Here is a 16,534-nt window from a genome sequence, read left to right as displayed (position 1 = left end):
AAAAGTGGTTATGATGCCCGTCAGACATGAGTCAACCAGTCCAATCATGGTGAATTTGCTTATCGTAATGGTCCCTGGAAACTGGTCTTTAAAATGAGTCGGCGAAATCTGGAACTGTCGCGCTGCAAACCGACGATTACAGAGTTCTACAATCTGGAATCCGATATTGGTGAAGAACAGGATCTGGCAGAGCAGCATCCTGAAATTGTCAACCGGATGACAGTTGATTTTAAGCATTTAATCGAGCAGGGCAGCAGTCGGGCTGGGCAGAAAGCGGCGAATGATTCACAGGTTCGGTTTGATATCACCCAGAAACAACGCTGGGCACCGGCTTTGAAAGACTGATCTATTTGTGTGGTTAAGACGATGTCTCCTCTTGAGCGTCATCGCTGGCAATTCGATTGCCTCGGATAATGGAATTGCTTCCAAAGCGACTGGCTATCTGATCCTTGACCTGATCCAGGCGAGAAAATTTCTGTTGATCTTCTTCATCGAATAACGATTTCTGGTGCTGCGAACCGCTTTGAAATCCTGTCACGCCGACACCAATGAGCCTGATGGACAGTGGCCGCTCCGGTAATTTCTGGTCCAGCATTAGTAAAGCTGACTGTTCAATTTCTCTGGTGAGGTCCGTTGGTTGGGACACTGTGATGGATCTCGTAAATGTGGAAAAGTCATCATAACGGATTTTCAGCTGGATGGTTTTACCACGCAGTTTATTTTTGCGCAATCGACGCGACACATCTTCCACCAGGTCCATCAGAATGATTCTCAGTATTTCGAGGTCATTGACGTCACTGGAAAAAGTGGTTTCGCGCGAAATCGATTTGGCCTGTCTTTCCGGGATCACAGCCCGTTCATCCAGTCCCTGAGAAAGATTCCACAAATGAAGGCCCTGTTCGCCGAACAGTTCCGTCAGGATTTTGGGTTCTAATACTCTTACTTGCGAAATGGTCTGGATGCCCAGTCGATTAAAACGCTGTGTTGCCATTTTTCCAATTCCCCAGACTCGGGAAACAGGCAGTGGATCGAGAAACTCCTGGATTTTATCTGGTTCGACAACGACCAACCCGTCAGGTTTATCAGCATCGCTGGCAATTTTGGCGAGAAATTTATTGGGCGCGACACCGACCGAAGCAATCAACTGCAAGCTATGCCTGACTTCCTGTTTGATTGAGGCCGCGATCTCTCTCCCATTTCCGAAGAGGAGTTGACTGCCACTCACATCCAGAAACGCTTCATCTAAAGAAAGTGGTTCCACCAGCGGAGTATATTTACGAAAAATCTTCTGTAGCGATTGAGAAACCTCGGCATAGTCACTCATTCGAACAGGAAAAAAATGCGCCTGGGGGCACAGTTGCCTGGCCGTTTTCATTGGCATCGCGCTATGCACACCGAATTTTCGAGCCGGATAATTGGCAGCCGAAACGACGCCTCTATGCTCGGCTCGACCTCCTACGATGATGGGCTGACCTTGCAGTTCAGGGTGGTCCCGTTCCTCGATTGATGCGTAAAACGCGTCCATGTCAACGTGTAGGATTGTTCGCATACTGGAAATCGCTGCTGTTCTATTTCTTAATATCACTTATAAACGGATCGCTTCCTGTCCGATCCTGCTATACGATCTTTCTATTGGTTTCACAGTTCTCTTCTATTACAGGCAATCTTGTTTTGCCAGAATTCATTTTAACATTGATTTCCTGTGAGGCGTACAAAAAAGAATAAAGTCAAATCAGATATAAACGCAGCTTGATCTTTGCAATGCTGTTTCCCTGTGCCTTATAATTATCGATTATCGATCCTGTTCCTGCCTGAACGCGATTCGCTGACGCGAATTGGTGTTTCAATACTTAGTCAATAAGGAGTCTTCAGTGAATAATCAAAATCAGAATCGTCGTGACTTTTTGAAAACTTCCGCCGCTGCCGTTGCCGGTAGCAGCGTTCCATTCTGGTTCCATATTGATCCCGCCAGTGCCTACAAATTTAAAGCCTCCAATGATCGTCCTGTGGTAGGTTGTATCGGAACAGGCAGCCGCTGGAATGCAGTGGGCCCGAATGCAATGAAGTACGGAGATGTCATTGCGGTTTGTGATGTTGATGCAGCCCATGCCAATAAGGCTCACGATAAGGTAAAAGATATTCAGGGCAAAAAAGGAAATAATAAAGAAGTTGCTGTATTCGAAGATTACCGTAAGATTCTTGATAATCCCGATATTGATATTGTCACGATTGTGACGACCGACCACTGGCATACCAAGATCGCGATTGAAGCGATGAAAGCTGGTAAAGATGTTTATTGCGAAAAACCTTTGACGCTGACCATCGATGAAGGGAAGCAGATTATCAAAGCACTGAAAGAGACAGGACGCGTCTTTCAGGTGGGAACACAGCAGCGCAGTGAAATGGGGCAACGGTTCCTGAATGCTCTGGGGGTCATCAAAGAAGGTCGTCTGGGGGATATTACTGAAGTCGAGTGTGTGATCGGCGGTGTGGGGCCCAGCGGTTCGATTCCTGTTGCTGATGTACCCAAGACCTTGAACTGGGAAAAATGGCTTGGTCAAGCCCCGCTGACCGATTATCGCTGGAAGGCGGGAGAAGGGGAGAAAGGCAGACCCAAGACTCGTGGTCATTATGAATTCCGCTGGTGGTATGAATACTCAGGGGGCAAAATGACGGACTGGGGTGCCCATCACGTTGATATCGCTCAGTGGGGGATTGGCATGGATCATTCCGGACCCACCCAGGTGATACCAATTTCCGCTGAGCATCCGATTCCATTGAAAAATGGCATGCCGACCAAAGACGATGCTTACAATGTTGCTTCCAAGTTTGAAGTTCAGTGTAATTTCCCGAACGATGTCAAGATGACGATCAAGAGTGAGGGACGTAACGGCATTCTGTTTACGGGAACGAAAGGACGCATGTTTGTCAGTCGGGGCGACCTGACAGGAAAACCTGTTGAAGACCTCAAAGACAATCCGCTCTCCAGTGACACCATCAAGAAACTCTACAAAGGTCGTCAGCCCGGCGATCATATGCGTAACTTCTTCGAATGCGTCGAGGCACGGGAACAACCCATTTCCGATGTAATGACGCATCATCGTGCCATCACCACCTGCCACCTGGCAAACATTGCCATTCGTCTGAATCGATCTCTGGAATGGGATCCTAAGACAGAGCAGATCATTGGTGACGACGAAGCCAATCAGTGGCAAAGCAGAGAGCAACGTAAAGGCTACGAAACCAACGCGTAGACAATCGTTGTGATTGAGCAGACAAAGCGCTCGGCCTGGAGGGGGATTCGTTCCCCTTCAGGCTATTTTTATTGATTGCTGTAATAAGTCCTGTTTGATTTTGAAGTCGCGCTATTTACTGTTCAAATCAAAAGAAAAGTGATTTTCCTCACCGGAGCTGACATTGATATCGAGGGTGCTCTTCTCGTTATAAGCCGCTGGTAAATATTGTTCCATCGCAGGTTCTTTACCTGTTCCCTCTGCGTTATCAACCATCTTATCTTTGGACTGACGTCGTGCGGTAATCTGGACTTTCCAGTTACCGGGTTGCATTTCTGTACTGAAGTCCCCCTCCTTCACGCTGGCAAAGTACGATTTATTTTCGCCAGAAGGATCCTTGAAAAGAATACTGGCATCTGGCAGAGGGGAACCATCAAGTTTGACGGTCCCCGTTACTGTCTCCAGTGGGGGACCTTCAGGACTACTGTTGCATCCTGTGAATGCTGAAGCGAACAGGATGACGGCAAGTGAATGAGATGTGAAACGAAGCATCATAGTTTGCAAACTGTCTATTAGAAATTGAACTTGTCGATCGACGTGAGTTATCCGTATCAGGTCAAAAATTGATTCAGATGAAGTTGGTTATTAAAACTCGCCGAGGACTTCCTGTCCGGCACGAGTTGAAAGTGCCTGCCAGGTTCCCAGATCGATATTATCTGAGATAAAGCGTACCGCACCATCTGCGAGTAGTATATGCACTCCACCGACGTGAAAACTGCGGGAATAGGTTCGCCTGGTTCCCGTACATGAAACTGGTCCCGCATTCGTACCTGCACAGGGAAACTGGGCCATATCATAATTGGCACATGAGTAGTTGCAGTCGGGTACCGGAGAGTTGGGAGGTTCTGCCGTGTTGAAAGCACTGCCATGATGTGTTGAGCCACCACCCCAGTAGTTTCCCACTTCACCCCAGGGGGTGCTCGCACTGGGACCATTCGGGCGTGCTACACCTTCCCCTCCCATAATTGTATTCGAAGTTCCATCTGTTACATCGCGGAATTTCGTACTTGAATAACGATAGAACATGCCATCACCGGTTTCACTACCCCAACTGTCATTTGTTTTGCCCGCACACATTCCATAATTGCCTCTGAATGCGATAGAAAAATTCGCGCTCGGATTTGAAGGGCATACGAGAGCCGGGATGATCGAAAATCGATGCGAGGAGCCATGCGTGTAAGCAAAGTCTTCCTGGATATAAGCATTATAAAGTGGTGCTTGGTCAATGTAGGGAAGTATCTGCTGCATCCAGGTTTCGCGGCTTCTGGTGTAGGGACCATAGCCGGTATCCCAGGCCCAGCCGTAAGGGAGTACACTGTGGGTATCAAGATAGTTGTGCATGGCCAGGCCAATTTGTTTCAGATTATTTTTACAACTGCTTCTGCGGGCGGCTTCACGTGCCTGTTGTACGGCTGGCAAGAGCAGGGCAATCAGAATCGCAATAATTGCGATGACAACCAGAAGTTCAATCAGTGTGAAGCCACGTTTAGCTTTATTTGGCTGGAGTTTCATCGGGCATTCTCTTCTTCGGAACTAAAAATCAATTAGTGGTGTATGACTATTTTTGCGCAGGTAGAGTGCTGGGATTTAGGGTAACACGATGGAAATTGGTGAGCGTTTTGATGAATTATTGAGCAGGTCAGGTTCTGATTATTCTCAATAATTGATAGTTCAGTAGCAAGCATATCCTGTGCCAATCCTGATTCGAGGAGAGTCGAAGTGAATCGGAATTACTGGCAGGAATATCTGGTTATTTCACATCCAGAGGTGGATTCGAGACTGCAAATCTTCAGATAACCTTTTTTTAACCGCATTCTGAACCTGGTTGTCGTGATAGCGCGTGCTGAAGTGCGCCAGAATAATCAATTCATTCTGAAATCGTTCTGCGCGTTCGACAATATCATCCAGATGCATGTGTCCGAACTTATGAATTTTTTCCCGACGGTGTTCGGGTCGGTAAAAAGTCATTTCTGTAATCAGTACTTTGGACTCATATGCGGTTTCGAAGTGATCCAGTCCGGCAGGGGCGGTATCTCCTGTGTAACAGACCAGCGGTACTCGAATCTCTTCGCTGACCTCAATCCCCGAGATGCGCGCGTCTCGAATATCGGTTTCCGGTTTCCCCTGAAATTCCGGTTTCAACTTCTTCCGGCAGTCCCAGACCTGAAACCCAAGTGAAGGAACCGTGTGTTTGGTCTGAAATGCAGTGACAGCGTGTTCCCGTGAAAGCTGTATTTCTTCTCCATCTTTTAAGCCAATCAGCTCACATTCCATCCGGCCCCGATCCAGTTTTTGCCAGCTTTTCAACATTTTCCAGACAGGATCGACCACTTCTTCAGGCAGGTAGATCGTGGGTGGGCTCATCTTCATCATACGCCGACGGGCGACAAAAGCAGGAAGTGCCGCCATGTGATCAAGGTGCGCATGGGTAATGAAAAATACGGCTGTCCCCATGAAAGACCAGGGACTGCCACCGAGGTCAAAGCCAAGTTTAAGTTCAGGGATTCTCCAGTAGCTTTGAACGGCGGCCCGTGAGTAGCCCTCAATGGTGAAGCCTTTATATTTCACAGATTGCAGAGGCAGATTTTCGAGCATAATCGTACTGGAGAATTCAAAACTTAATGATGACTCTGAAACGGGATCGGAATCGTGTTGATTCTCCGATTGTTGTTCAAAGGGATGTAAGTTTGTAATTTAAATGGTCAAATGGAACTTCAGAAATTGAAAGACTGTCAGGTTAACCCAATTCTTTCCGTATACCAATAAATACACCGCCGGAAATCGTAAAGCGTTCGAGATTCGGCGGTGAGTTCTCGGTTATATTGATCTGACAGGCAGTGATGACACTTATTTAACGGGAATGGATCGGCCTGTTTGAATACTTTTCGCCTCGGCGTAGCAGATTTTCAGGGCATCTCTGGCCAGTGCGCCTGATAATGCTTCCGGTTCTTCGCCACTTTGAAGAGCATCGACGGCTGCCTGTAATTCCAGGGTGAATGCCGCACACCACGCATCTCCCCCTTTGAGTTTCGGGTGTTTTAATTGACCATTTTTACTAATCAGTGTGAGAGGTTGACTGACAACCCATTCCTTGTTTTTGCCGACTCCCATTGTGCCTGCACCAAACAGTACGGTTGCGTCTTCAAAGTAGAGTTCGTATCCATGCGCGAACTCCAGGCCTCTTGTCGCAATTCCCCCACTGACACAACTGACCGCCAGGTTCGGGTCATCGTAATCGTAAACAGTGTGAACGTGGTTAATAAAACCTTTATTCTCAATTCCCCGTGAAGTGACTTTTGTGGGTACACCACACATTAGACTGATCAGGTGGTTATCATGGATGTGCAGATCAATTCCCCAGCCACCCAGTTTCTGGAAATCTTCGATGTTTTCGGACCATTTGGGGGGAGCCATCACGCGGCGGAAGTGGGCCGCCAGTAGTTTCCCATATTTATTGCTCCGGACACATTCGACGGCAAACTGAAATTCAGGGAAAAAGGGCAGAACCTGGGCAACCATGAATTGGACGCCGGCTTTCTCGGCGGCTTTCACCATTTTGTTGGCCGCTTTCAGGTCGATGGCGATCGGTTTTTCAACAAGGGTGTGTTTTCCAGCCCGGATGGAATCCAGGGCCACCTGTTCATGCATTTGGGTAGGCAGGCAGATATCAACAAGATCAATATCGGGATCTGCCAGCAGATCATGGTAATCGCTGTACTGCTTTATTTTGGATAAGTCGACCTGAGAACCTCGAGGGCCAAAGTTCCCTTCAATGCTGCTCCAGTCGCCTGCCAGTTTTTTGGAATCCCGGGTTGATATTGCAGTGACCTTCGCTCCTTTGAGTTTTCTGGCTCCTTCAAAATGAGCCATTCCCATAAAACCGATGCCGATAATTCCAATACGAACCATGATGTCCCCCTGGTCAGGTGGTCGAAAATCTGAGTTAGTTAATACTGTTGCTAAAGACTGACGACCGTGGCAGCAATCGTCAAGCTTTTCACAATCGGTTTTCAGGTTCTTGATCTAACTTCCGAAGCAGGGCTTCCGAATTATAGAAAAAGTGTTTCTGCCGGATTGTTACATATGGCCTGACTGGGGACTCAGGAAGATGCCGGGGTCCTGTTTCCATTATACCGGATAGCAGAGGTGTAGTTTTCGGGAGCGGACAGAAAGGTTGCGAAGGCTGTGCCTGCTTTTTGTGCATGTTTTATCCTGCGTAAAAAATGGGCAGGGAAATGGGGTGAATGGCGAGTCTGGTGGCAGTTTTTCGGGGTTGAAGCACCTTTGTGGTAATTTTTCAGTCTGGGGTAGACATCAGAAATTAAAAAGTGTTATCATACTGATGTCGACATCGTAGTGATGGCAGTTTGCTGGTGCAGAAGGCTGTTTTTCAGCAAACCGTCTAGATGAGTACTCTTTAACTACCCTCATCCTGCAAGTTGCTTCGACCTTATTTAATAAGGTAACAGGGAAGTATGAGGGGCCAGACAACGAAGGATTCGAAAAGAAATGCTTGTATTATCACGAAAGCCCGGTGAGCGAATTCGGATTGGCGATGATGTAACCCTGACGATTGTTCGAATCGGTCCGAATTCAGTCAGATTAGGCATTGATGCCCCACGCAGTATGAGTATCGTGCGTGAAGAACTGTGTATCGATTTTTCGGATCTGCCAGAAACAGAGCAGTTCTCAGAAGAAACGACTTCGCCTTAGGTTTGCTGTCTGTCCGTTATCATTTCCTGAGGCGTTCCGTCTCACTGGATCGCACATTCGTTGCAGATCTGAACTGCATAGTTTATGGATCACTTTCACTTCGTTTGTTAAAGCAGTCGGTATGTTTGCTGAATCAGGGCAATCCGATTTGTCTGTTCCTGTTACTTTGCGCGCGGTCTATCATGGTCAGGTGCAAGGGGTCGGATTTCGCTACCGGACTACGCGTCTTGCCCACCAGTATCCGATTACGGGGTATGTGAAAAACCTGCCTGATGGCACAGTAGAACTGGTCGTGCAAACACAGGATAAAACAGTTCTGGAGCAGTTTTTTGATGATATGATGCTCACATTCGCAACTAACGTCACGGATGTTTCAGTCGAAGAAATTGACTCGGAGGCGCATTATCAGCAGTTCCAGATCGAACGCTAAAGCTATGCAATTGAGCAGTTTCAGGTTGGTATAAAGCCAATTTGGCAAATTATAGCGAACATGCCTTCCAGATTGGGGAAATCAGAGCACGAATGACCCTGTATTCTTTACTTTCCCCACCTCTTCTCGGTAAAGTAATCAGTGCCCTGTGGGCTGTTGGCAGAGATTCCCGGTGAATGTGCTGGTAATTTCATAAGTTCAAAAATAAATCCAACGTCCAGATTATTTATATCGTAACTGACAGTGGGAAACTGCGCCTGAAATAGCTTCGGGCAGTTTCTTTTCTCGAAGCCTCAATACATTCTTAACTGATTGGTGAATGAACGATGGAAAGCCTCCTGGTTTTTTCAGCAGAGCCTGTTGACTTGATGGTTCAATGGTGGTTAACCGGAGCAGGTGTATTGCTCTACTTTGTGCTGTTATTTGGGGTGGCTGCATTCACCCAGGCAGGTGTAATTGCCAGAGCCACTACCAAAGAGGCAATTCGCCAGCCCGTGTTTCTGTTGCTGATGGCGATGGGGCTGCTGTTGCTGTTGCTGAACACGTTTCTGCCATTTTTCTCCATGGGAGATGATGTCAAGATGTTGATGGACTGTGGTCTGGCAACGATTTTGATTTGCAGTCTCTTACTGGCGGTCTGGTCTGCCAGTACCAGTATCGCAGATGAAATAGAAGGCAAAACAGCAATGACACTGCTGTCGAAACCGATTAATCGTCGCCAGTTTATTATTGGGAAGTACCTGGGGATTCTAAAAGCAGTCGTCTGGCTGATGTTGCCGATGGTGATTACTTTTCTACTGCTGGTCTACTTCAAAGTCGGTTATGACGCTCGTGAAGCTTCAAGAGACGCACCGACTCATGCCGAAAAAATGGCCGCTGTCTGGTTGATTTTACCTGGCATTCTTTTGATCTATATGGAAGTTGCAATTCTGGCTGCCATCAGTGTCGCTATTTCAACCCGGCTACCGATGATGGTGAATATGATTATCTGCTTTGGTATCTATATTATTGGTCACCTTACTCCCAATCTGGTGCAGGCCAAGTCGGAGGGACTGGAGTTTGTGAAATTTACCGGGCAGCTGATCGCTACAATTCTGCCTAACCTGGATAACTTTAACATGTCACCAGCGGTTGCAACGGGAACTGTCGTTCCGCCAGTCTATATTGGTCATTCGGCATTAAGCTGTCTGCTTTATTCCGGAATTGCGATTCTGGTTGCCTTTATTCTTTTTGAAGACCGTGACCTTGCCTGAGCAGCAGGGAGCGGCCTTCTTACACTCATGAATTAAAACAGATTCGGTGGGTCTTGTGTCAAACCGTCAGCCCAACGCCTTTCATCGTGCTTTCCCCGCACGGGAATTCTTTCGTGGATCTGCCAGAACTGTTCTGTTCTGGTCGCTGGTAAATGGCCTGCTGCTTATTCTGTTACTGGTCGATTTGTTTCTGATCATCGATCTGCTTGACCATCGCGGGCGAATCACACTTCATGGAGAGCAGAATGTCAAGCTGCTGCAGGAACTGAGGACAGCTCCTGTAAGATTGCCTGTAGAACATGAACAGGCAAAATCGGTTCCTGAGCCCGAGCAGGTTCGAGCTGATGGAAAGTCCTCTGTGCCCGGTGGTGAGCCTGAACCAAAACCATCCCCGATTGCAGAAATGCCTCGGTTGGAGATGGTGAGTCTTACGGACTCTGGTATTTTGCCATCCGTCTGGTGGACGTATTCCAAATATCAGATTGGTTTATTACCACGGATGTATCAGCGGGTTCCACTACTGCAGGAGAACCAGACAGCGCTGTTCACTTTAATCTGTTTTGCGCTGGTGGTTGCCAGTATTCGAGTATTGATCCGCTGGAGATCCCGGCAGAAGAGCTTGACAATCTCGCATCATGTTTCAATGAGCTTGCGAAATATGATTCATCGGCAGGCGTTGCGCCTGGGGCCAGGGGACCTGTCCGGCAAAGAGACTGAACAGGCTTTTCAGCTGTTTATTCGAGATGTGGGAACGGTCCAGCAGGGGGTGTTTCAGTGGGTTTATGGTCAGTCACGTCATCCAATCACTCTGCTGATTCTCCTGCTGTTTGCCATGTCGATAGACTGGAGACTGACCCTGCAGTGTATGATTCCGCTGGTGGCGGCCTGGTACTTTTTGCTGCAGCATCGCAAAAACTACGAACAGGAGCAGGCAAAAACACTGGTTGCAATTGAGACAGAGTTGTCTTTACTGGCAGAAAACCTGCGTAGTACCCGACTGGTACGGGGTTTCGGAATGGAAACAGCAGAGCATGACCAGTTTCAAAAACATTTGCAGAAATATACGGAGAATATCGCGACGCTCAAGCGCGTTGAGGGGTGGGGACATCGTGTCGCGCGCGGGCTGGCAGTGTTCTGTTCCTGCATGGTTCTGTTTCTTGTCGGGTATAAAGTGCTGGTGAGTCCAGACAGCCTGCCACTTTCGGCAGCTGTTTTGATGACAGGGATCTTTGCCTTTTTCTATCTGCCGGTAAATGGATTGTATCAACTGATAGAGATACGCGATGAAGCTAACATTTCAGCGAGTTCAATCTATCGTTACCTCAACCAGATACCCTCTGTAGGGCAGGCTGTCGGAGCGAAGTTTCTGGAACCTCTGTCTCAGGCACTGCAGTTTGAGAATGTCAGTTTTCAGTTGAACAGCAACAGTCCTCCATTACTCAAAGGGTTTGATTTGAAAATTCCCGCTGGTACCAGTACGGCCCTGGTATCTCTGGAAAAACTGGCTCCACGTGCTGTGAGTTATCTGATACCGCGATTTATTGAACCTCAGTCGGGTCGTGTTCTGATGGATGGTGAAGATACTGCCTGGGTGACTCTGGAGTCTTTGCGCGCGGAAGCGATCTATGTGAGTGGAAACGATCCCTGCCTGACAGGAACCGTCAAAGAGAATATCCAGTGCGGTGATGAGCGATACTCTCTGCAGGAAGTGATTGCTGCTTCCAAGGAAGCGCACGCGCATCAGTTCATCCAGAATCTATCGCAGGGGTATGAGACCGCGCTGGGACAGCATGGTGAAGAATTGACTGTGGGCGAATGTTTTCGTCTGGGGCTGGCCCGGGCATTATTGCGGAAGCCTGCTTTACTCATTATCGAAGAGCCTGAAGACATACTGGATGAGGATACTAAAACGCTTCTCGAAGATGCGTATTCACGAATTTTTCAGAATCGTACCGTTCTGGTGATTCCTTCACGAATTACAACCCTGCGCCGCGTCAATCAGGTTGTACTGATTCACGAAGGCAAGGTGGAAGCGGTCGACAGTCAGCCGAATCTGTTAAAAAAATCTGCCCTGTATCGCCACTGGGAATACACGCGTTTCAATCAGTTCAGGCATACTCAGGAAACTTCGAACGAACGTTGAATCAAAGAAACAGATATGGATATCCTTCATTCACCTGTAGTCGAGCATGCGATACGTCTGGCTGCGGTGGCTCACAAGTCTCAAAAACGGAAGTCTTCCGGCATTCCCTATATCGCGCATCCCATGAGTGTCTGCCTGATCCTGATGAAGGCTGGTTTCGATGATGAATCGATTCTGGCGGCGGCTGTACTGCATGACGTTGTAGAAGACACGGAATTATCAATCGAAGATCTGGAGACGCATTTTTCAGATGATGTTGTGCGGTATGTTCAGGAAATGACAGAAGAAAAAGAGACGGAAGAGGGGGAGAAACGGACCTGGCCGGACCGTAAACGAACGCACATTGAAGTAATGCAGCAGGCAGCGCTGGGGACAAGAGCGATCGAACTGGCGGATAAACTCCACAATCTCGAAGCGATGCTGTTTGATCTGCAGACCGAAGACAGGCAGGAGTTCTGGGGGCATTTCGGAGCCAGTCCTGATGAAATCATACAGTATTATCATTCGATGATCGAAGCAGCAGGTCAGTCTGATTCTGAACTGAAGCCGCTGGTCGAGAACTGTAACAGTCGGCTGGAAGAATTGAAAAAGTACCTGCCTTCTACATGAGAAGGCTACTGGTACTTTTGGTGTTGCTTTAGTTTAATACAGAGGTCTCGACTGCGCTTCGACTGTGAGACATGAATGACCGGGCTGTGACAGCTGTGTGAAATAGAAAGCGAGTGCACCATGCAAGGCAAACAGGAGTACCCCGACTGGTTTCTGTGGTTGTGGGAGAAGTGGTATGTTTTGTTTCTGTTGCTCGGAGCGCTGACTCTGATTTTTATCGGCAGTGCCGTTTATCTGGATAATCGATTTTCACAGGTTCAGAACCAGCTGGAATATGTGCCCCCACGCAGTTATCAGCCACCAGACCTGAAGAAGTATCAGGCTGACAAAGCAGATCTGGAAAAACTGACACGCAGACAGTCTCTGTATGTTCCCTGCTATTCCCACATCTATTATCACGGCGGCGCTCCTTTGCTGCTGGAAACGACATTGAGTATCCGAAACATAGACCGTGAACAGCCCGTATTTATCACAGCCATCAATTATCATGATACCGATGGCAAACTGGTGAAAACTTATCTTGATCAGCCAGTCAGTTTGACTCCCTTTCAGACGCTCGAATTTCTGGTGGAAGAAAAGGACAGTACCGGGGGATCCGGCGCGAATTTCCTGGTGTCGTGGGCTGGTGATGAAAGTGTGAACCAGCCACAGGTGGAAACCGTGATGATTGGTACTTCCGGACCGCGTGCGATTGCCTTCAGTAGAAGTGCGACTGTGATTTCAACCGGCGAGAATTGATTTTTTCTGAGATCATTCTGCTACTGTGATTCAACAGATTGTTTTTCCAGAGTCGTGTTTGTGTAGGGCGTCAACTTCAGGTCTTCAGGAGCTACTGAAAGCTGCCAGACTTTACGGTCAGGAAAGTAGTCGATCAGTTTCTGGTTTTCTGCGCTAGTCAGGGAGAGCGCCCAGACTACTTCCGAATGATCGATGTCGGCTCGATTATAAACCCAGTCAAAATGGGGGTTATGGTCGGGTGAGTACTTAACAAAGATCAGGTCTTTCTGAGGCATTTTTTTTAGCTGTTCAATCAGATTGACGCGACTGGTTGCCAACCGATGCTTCATAAGCATTCGTGGGTCTGATACATATTCAGATATCTGGGAAATCAGTGTGGCGATATAAATTATTCCCAGCCCAAACAGAAACACACGTCCCTGGCTATGGTTTTTCCAGTGCGCTGCGCGCCAGTGGCGTGCACATTGAATCAAAACGTAAAATACAAGAGGTATTATCGGTGCAAGGTAGTGTAGCTGAAAAAAAGTTGTACAGAGCAAATGGATCAGTAGAACAACCAGTAATATCGAGAGTGCGATTTGTGTCCAGGTGGATTTGATTGCCCAGGGGAGAGTCAGTAGCAGGGCCGATAATGGGAAGAAAATCATCTGAAAAATAAAGGTCTGGCTTTTACCAGAAACAGATTCAAAATACCCCTTAGGATCCTGTTGTTTCTGAAATTCGTTGAATGACCAGCCTGTGTGATATTTTTTGAAGTGGGATAATTCATTTTTTACCTCACGGGGAGTGCTCCAGACAAACAGAGGAGTTTGTGAGTAAGTTTCTTCATGGACCTGATAAGCGAACTGAGAAACACTTCCTGTGACAATCCAGTTATAATAAGCAAGTGCGCCTCCGATACAGACTGCGATCAGGCCAAATGGCAAAATGATTGACTGAAAAATAACCCGTTTGGAATAATCTTGTTGTGTGACTATCCAGAAAAATAAAGTGATCAGTGACAAGCATGCCGTAACAAATCCTTCAAATGGTCGACTGATAGCCAGAATGAATATCCCTGTTCCCAGAACGAATGTCATTCGTAGATCGGGAGTATTAATCAAGCGCCGCACTGAGCCAAATAAGAGTGCCGCTCCCAGAATGGCGACTCCGCCCCCGAAGTAGTTTTGCCCCCAGATCAGGATCAGGGGATGAAATGTTGCCATCAGCCCACCAGCAAGAGCCCACCTGGGGGGGACCCAGGCCTGCAGCATCCAGCAGACTGCAGCGCAGGCGAGGCTGATACTCAACCAGACTCCAAATAAAGGGTTTCCCGTCAAAACCTGACCCAGCGCCAGAAACAGACCTTGACCGGGTGGGTACTTGGATGCATAGGTCGGCTGTTGAATGATATGAAAGGATTGAAAATGTTTCCAAAACGGATGCGGCGGATTGGTCAGCCTGCCATGTGAAAAGGTATCTGCAGCCAGCAGGTAGCTGAATTCATCATGAATTCGAGGGACTGGTTTCTGGTAGTAAGAGCTGGCAGCAGAAACTAAAAAAGAGAGGAAAAAAACGGTGAAGATTGAGATTCGAGGTCGGCTGAAAAACTGAATGACAATGCGAAAACGATTCAATACCTTAAACCGAATCCATCGACACGGCAAACAGAGCACCAGGAGAATCAGTCCAGCAAGAAGCAGCCCGTTTTTCAGTAGCAGAGCAAATGTCATCAGTTACAGACCAGATTCAGTTGAAAAAAGTAATCAAATGGTTGGAGAGTAAATGCCGCTCAGACTCTCAAGGGGGAATTTGAAAGGTACTGTAGAGCTGGTAGAGGGTTGTGATCGGGAGTGAATTTTATTGACCACCCCCCCTAGTCTGTTTTATTATGTATAGGTTGCCAGGTCGGAATCAAGTTTTTTTATCAGCATATAAATTTTCTGAACAGTCGCTTGAAATAGTGACTTGCATCAGATCCTTACAAGAGTAAATGGGCTGCAAGTTATGGAGTCAAAATGGCTTACGATTGTCATTCCTGCATTGAATGAAGAAGATGCCATTGGTGGAACTATCAGGCGATGTCTGGATGCCCGTGAAGAGATTTCGCATCAGGCTGAACTCGATGGTATTGAGATTATTGTCGTGAGTGATGGTTCCACAGATCAGACTGCTGAGATTGCACAGAGTTTTGAAGATATTACCGTCATTGTGTTTGAAAAAAACCGGGGTTATGGGGCCGCGATCAAGGAAGGATGGAGGCGCGGTCGTGGCGATTATGTCGGTTTTCTGGATGCTGACGGGACCTGTGATCCCCGTTTCTTTGCCGCTCTCTGCGAGACGGCAATTGTTGAAAACGCGGATGTAACGCTGGGTTCCCGTCTGGGAGCTGACTCACAAATGCCAGTGATCCGCAGAGCCGGGAATCGTGGGTTTGCGTTTTTAATGGGCCTGCTCTGTGGTCGAAAAGTAACAGATACTGCCAGCGGAATGCGAGTTGTTCGTCGGAATGCACTCAAACACCTGTATCCATTACCTGATGGTCTGCACTTTACACCAGCCATGAGTGCCCGGGCATTGATGAATCATTTGCGAATTATCGAAATCCCCATGAAGTATGAAGAACGTATTGGCGAAAGTAAGCTGAGTGCGCTGAGAGATGGGATTCAGTTTCTTAAAGCTATTGGGGAAGGAGTCCTCTGTTACCGACCTGAAAAAATATTTTTGTCAGGATTCACTATCTGCATGCTGATGATTCTGATTCTGGCAGCTTATCCGACTGAATTTTACTTTCAGAATCATCGGCTGGAAGAGTGGATGATCTACCGATTTGTGGTCTGTCAGTTTCTCGGGTCAATTGGAATGGCGTTGCTGTTGGCTTCAGCGCTATCTACTCGAATGGCTTGTATGAGCTCAAGGCGGGAAGATTTCGTTGGTTTCTGGTCTTCAAACATATCCAGCCTGTTTACAGGAAAACCTCTGGTTGTCATTGCAGGATTTCTTACCTTCCTTGGTCTCGGTTTTTTGTGGCCGGGGATAGTTGAATTTATTTCGACTGGAAAAATAACATTGCACTGGTCCCGAGTCATTGCCGGTGCCTTCACGTTATTTTCTGTTCTACAGATATCGATCTTTGTGGTATTGATGAAAGTAGTGGAAATCTGGAGTTATGAGCAAACTTCTCTCGAAAAGAAGAGCTATAAATTGAATCAAGTTGAAAGAATTAATATCGGTGAATCGAGTCTGGAAAATGACCTGTATGTTGTAGAACCAGATTCCCGGGTAATGAAGTGATTTAGCAGGCTGTTACCATGAAGTAAATTGCAGTGCAATTTAAACTTTCAAGTTTACATTTCGGGACTGGTACCGGAACAGT

General features: G+C 47.4%; 15 protein-coding genes. 9 read left to right on the top strand and 6 right to left on the bottom strand.

The window, feature by feature from the left end; genetic code table 11:
* The first annotated feature begins 93 nt into the window (after positions 1-93).
* Positions 94-345, top strand: a complete 252-nt coding sequence (locus GmarT_RS19285; RefSeq protein WP_002647675.1) for a hypothetical protein — start codon at positions 94-96, stop codon at positions 343-345.
* A 13-nt stretch (positions 346-358) separates the two neighbouring features.
* Here the strand turns inward: GmarT_RS19285 and dinB are convergent, their stop codons facing one another.
* On the bottom strand, positions 359-1,549 hold the full coding sequence (dinB, locus tag GmarT_RS19280) for a DNA polymerase IV (protein WP_044238959.1): 1,191 nt from the start codon (positions 1,547-1,549) through the stop codon (positions 359-361).
* A 322-nt stretch (positions 1,550-1,871) separates the two neighbouring features.
* Between dinB and GmarT_RS19275 the strand changes: the two genes are divergently transcribed.
* The gene (locus GmarT_RS19275) at positions 1,872-3,254 is read left to right on the top strand and encodes a Gfo/Idh/MocA family oxidoreductase (RefSeq protein WP_002647677.1); all 1,383 of its coding nucleotides are present in this window, start codon (positions 1,872-1,874) and stop codon (positions 3,252-3,254) included.
* 111 nt (positions 3,255-3,365) lie between these two features.
* Here GmarT_RS19275 and GmarT_RS19270 read toward each other — a convergent pair whose 3' ends face one another.
* The 4 genes from GmarT_RS19270 to GmarT_RS19255 form a co-directional block, all read right to left on the bottom strand.
* Entirely contained in the window at positions 3,366-3,788 is a 423-nt protein-coding gene (locus GmarT_RS19270; RefSeq protein WP_002647678.1) for a carboxypeptidase-like regulatory domain-containing protein, read from the bottom strand.
* A 90-nt stretch (positions 3,789-3,878) separates the two neighbouring features.
* Positions 3,879-4,805, bottom strand: a complete 927-nt coding sequence (locus GmarT_RS19265; protein ID WP_002647679.1) for a DUF1559 domain-containing protein — start codon at positions 4,803-4,805, stop codon at positions 3,879-3,881.
* A gap of 243 nt (positions 4,806-5,048) precedes the next feature.
* Entirely contained in the window at positions 5,049-5,888 is an 840-nt protein-coding gene (locus GmarT_RS19260) for an MBL fold metallo-hydrolase (RefSeq protein WP_002647680.1), read from the bottom strand.
* 252 nt (positions 5,889-6,140) lie between these two features.
* A complete protein-coding gene (locus GmarT_RS19255) occupies positions 6,141-7,202 on the bottom strand; it encodes a Gfo/Idh/MocA family protein (protein WP_002647681.1) in 1,062 nt (353 codons plus the stop codon).
* Between the two features lie 600 nt (positions 7,203-7,802).
* Between GmarT_RS19255 and GmarT_RS19250 the strand changes: the two genes are divergently transcribed.
* From GmarT_RS19250 to GmarT_RS19225, 6 genes are all read left to right on the top strand, one after another.
* A complete protein-coding gene (locus GmarT_RS19250; RefSeq protein ID WP_002647682.1) occupies positions 7,803-8,006 on the top strand; it encodes a carbon storage regulator in 204 nt (67 codons plus the stop codon).
* Between the two features lie 121 nt (positions 8,007-8,127).
* Positions 8,128-8,436, top strand: coding sequence for an acylphosphatase (locus tag GmarT_RS19245; RefSeq protein ID WP_002647683.1), 309 nt, complete (start codon positions 8,128-8,130; stop codon positions 8,434-8,436).
* 326 nt (positions 8,437-8,762) lie between these two features.
* Positions 8,763-9,689 carry an ABC transporter permease gene (locus GmarT_RS19240; protein ID WP_002647684.1) on the top strand — a complete coding sequence of 309 codons (927 nt, stop codon included), beginning with the start codon at positions 8,763-8,765 and terminating at the stop codon, positions 9,687-9,689.
* Between the two features lie 55 nt (positions 9,690-9,744).
* Complete coding sequence (locus GmarT_RS19235) at positions 9,745-11,832, top strand: ABC transporter ATP-binding protein (RefSeq protein WP_002647685.1); 2,088 nt, start codon at positions 9,745-9,747, stop codon at positions 11,830-11,832.
* 15 nt (positions 11,833-11,847) lie between these two features.
* Positions 11,848-12,441, top strand: a complete 594-nt coding sequence (locus GmarT_RS19230; RefSeq protein ID WP_002647686.1) for an HD domain-containing protein — start codon at positions 11,848-11,850, stop codon at positions 12,439-12,441.
* Positions 12,442-12,561: 120 nt separating this feature from the next.
* The gene (locus tag GmarT_RS19225; protein ID WP_002647687.1) at positions 12,562-13,179 is read left to right on the top strand and encodes a DUF3124 domain-containing protein; all 618 of its coding nucleotides are present in this window, start codon (positions 12,562-12,564) and stop codon (positions 13,177-13,179) included.
* 20 nt (positions 13,180-13,199) lie between these two features.
* Here the strand turns inward: GmarT_RS19225 and GmarT_RS19220 are convergent, their stop codons facing one another.
* A complete protein-coding gene (locus tag GmarT_RS19220) occupies positions 13,200-14,795 on the bottom strand; it encodes a glycosyltransferase family protein (RefSeq protein WP_149303118.1) in 1,596 nt (531 codons plus the stop codon).
* Between the two features lie 370 nt (positions 14,796-15,165).
* Between GmarT_RS19220 and GmarT_RS19215 the strand changes: the two genes are divergently transcribed.
* Positions 15,166-16,452, top strand: coding sequence for a glycosyltransferase family 2 protein (locus tag GmarT_RS19215; RefSeq protein WP_002647689.1), 1,287 nt, complete (start codon positions 15,166-15,168; stop codon positions 16,450-16,452).
* Positions 16,453-16,534 lie beyond the last annotated feature (82 nt).

This window comes from Gimesia maris (assembly GCF_008298035.1).
GTDB lineage: Bacteria > Planctomycetota > Planctomycetia > Planctomycetales > Planctomycetaceae > Gimesia > Gimesia maris.
The sequence above is the reverse complement of the archived record's forward strand: the minus strand, read 5'-3'. Positions and strand labels throughout refer to the sequence as shown.

What these genes read in the sequence shown, in the direction of transcription:
- GmarT_RS19285 (WP_002647675.1), top strand. Translation starts at nt 94, where the DNA reads ATGAGTCGGCGAAATCTGGAACTGTCGCGCTGCAAACCGACGATTACA.
- GmarT_RS19245 (WP_002647683.1), top strand. Translation starts at nt 8,128, where the DNA reads ATGTTTGCTGAATCAGGGCAATCCGATTTGTCTGTTCCTGTTACTTTG.
- GmarT_RS19260 (WP_002647680.1), bottom strand. Translation starts at nt 5,888, where the DNA reads ATGCTCGAAAATCTGCCTCTGCAATCTGTGAAATATAAAGGCTTCACC.
- GmarT_RS19250 (WP_002647682.1), top strand. Translation starts at nt 7,803, where the DNA reads ATGCTTGTATTATCACGAAAGCCCGGTGAGCGAATTCGGATTGGCGAT.
- GmarT_RS19230 (WP_002647686.1), top strand. Translation starts at nt 11,848, where the DNA reads ATGGATATCCTTCATTCACCTGTAGTCGAGCATGCGATACGTCTGGCT.
- GmarT_RS19265 (WP_002647679.1), bottom strand. Translation starts at nt 4,805, where the DNA reads ATGAAACTCCAGCCAAATAAAGCTAAACGTGGCTTCACACTGATTGAA.
- GmarT_RS19255 (WP_002647681.1), bottom strand. Translation starts at nt 7,202, where the DNA reads ATGGTTCGTATTGGAATTATCGGCATCGGTTTTATGGGAATGGCTCAT.
- GmarT_RS19270 (WP_002647678.1), bottom strand. Translation starts at nt 3,788, where the DNA reads ATGATGCTTCGTTTCACATCTCATTCACTTGCCGTCATCCTGTTCGCT.
- GmarT_RS19225 (WP_002647687.1), top strand. Translation starts at nt 12,562, where the DNA reads ATGCAAGGCAAACAGGAGTACCCCGACTGGTTTCTGTGGTTGTGGGAG.
- GmarT_RS19240 (WP_002647684.1), top strand. Translation starts at nt 8,763, where the DNA reads ATGGAAAGCCTCCTGGTTTTTTCAGCAGAGCCTGTTGACTTGATGGTT.
- GmarT_RS19215 (WP_002647689.1), top strand. Translation starts at nt 15,166, where the DNA reads ATGGAGTCAAAATGGCTTACGATTGTCATTCCTGCATTGAATGAAGAA.
- dinB (WP_044238959.1), bottom strand. Translation starts at nt 1,549, where the DNA reads ATGCGAACAATCCTACACGTTGACATGGACGCGTTTTACGCATCAATC.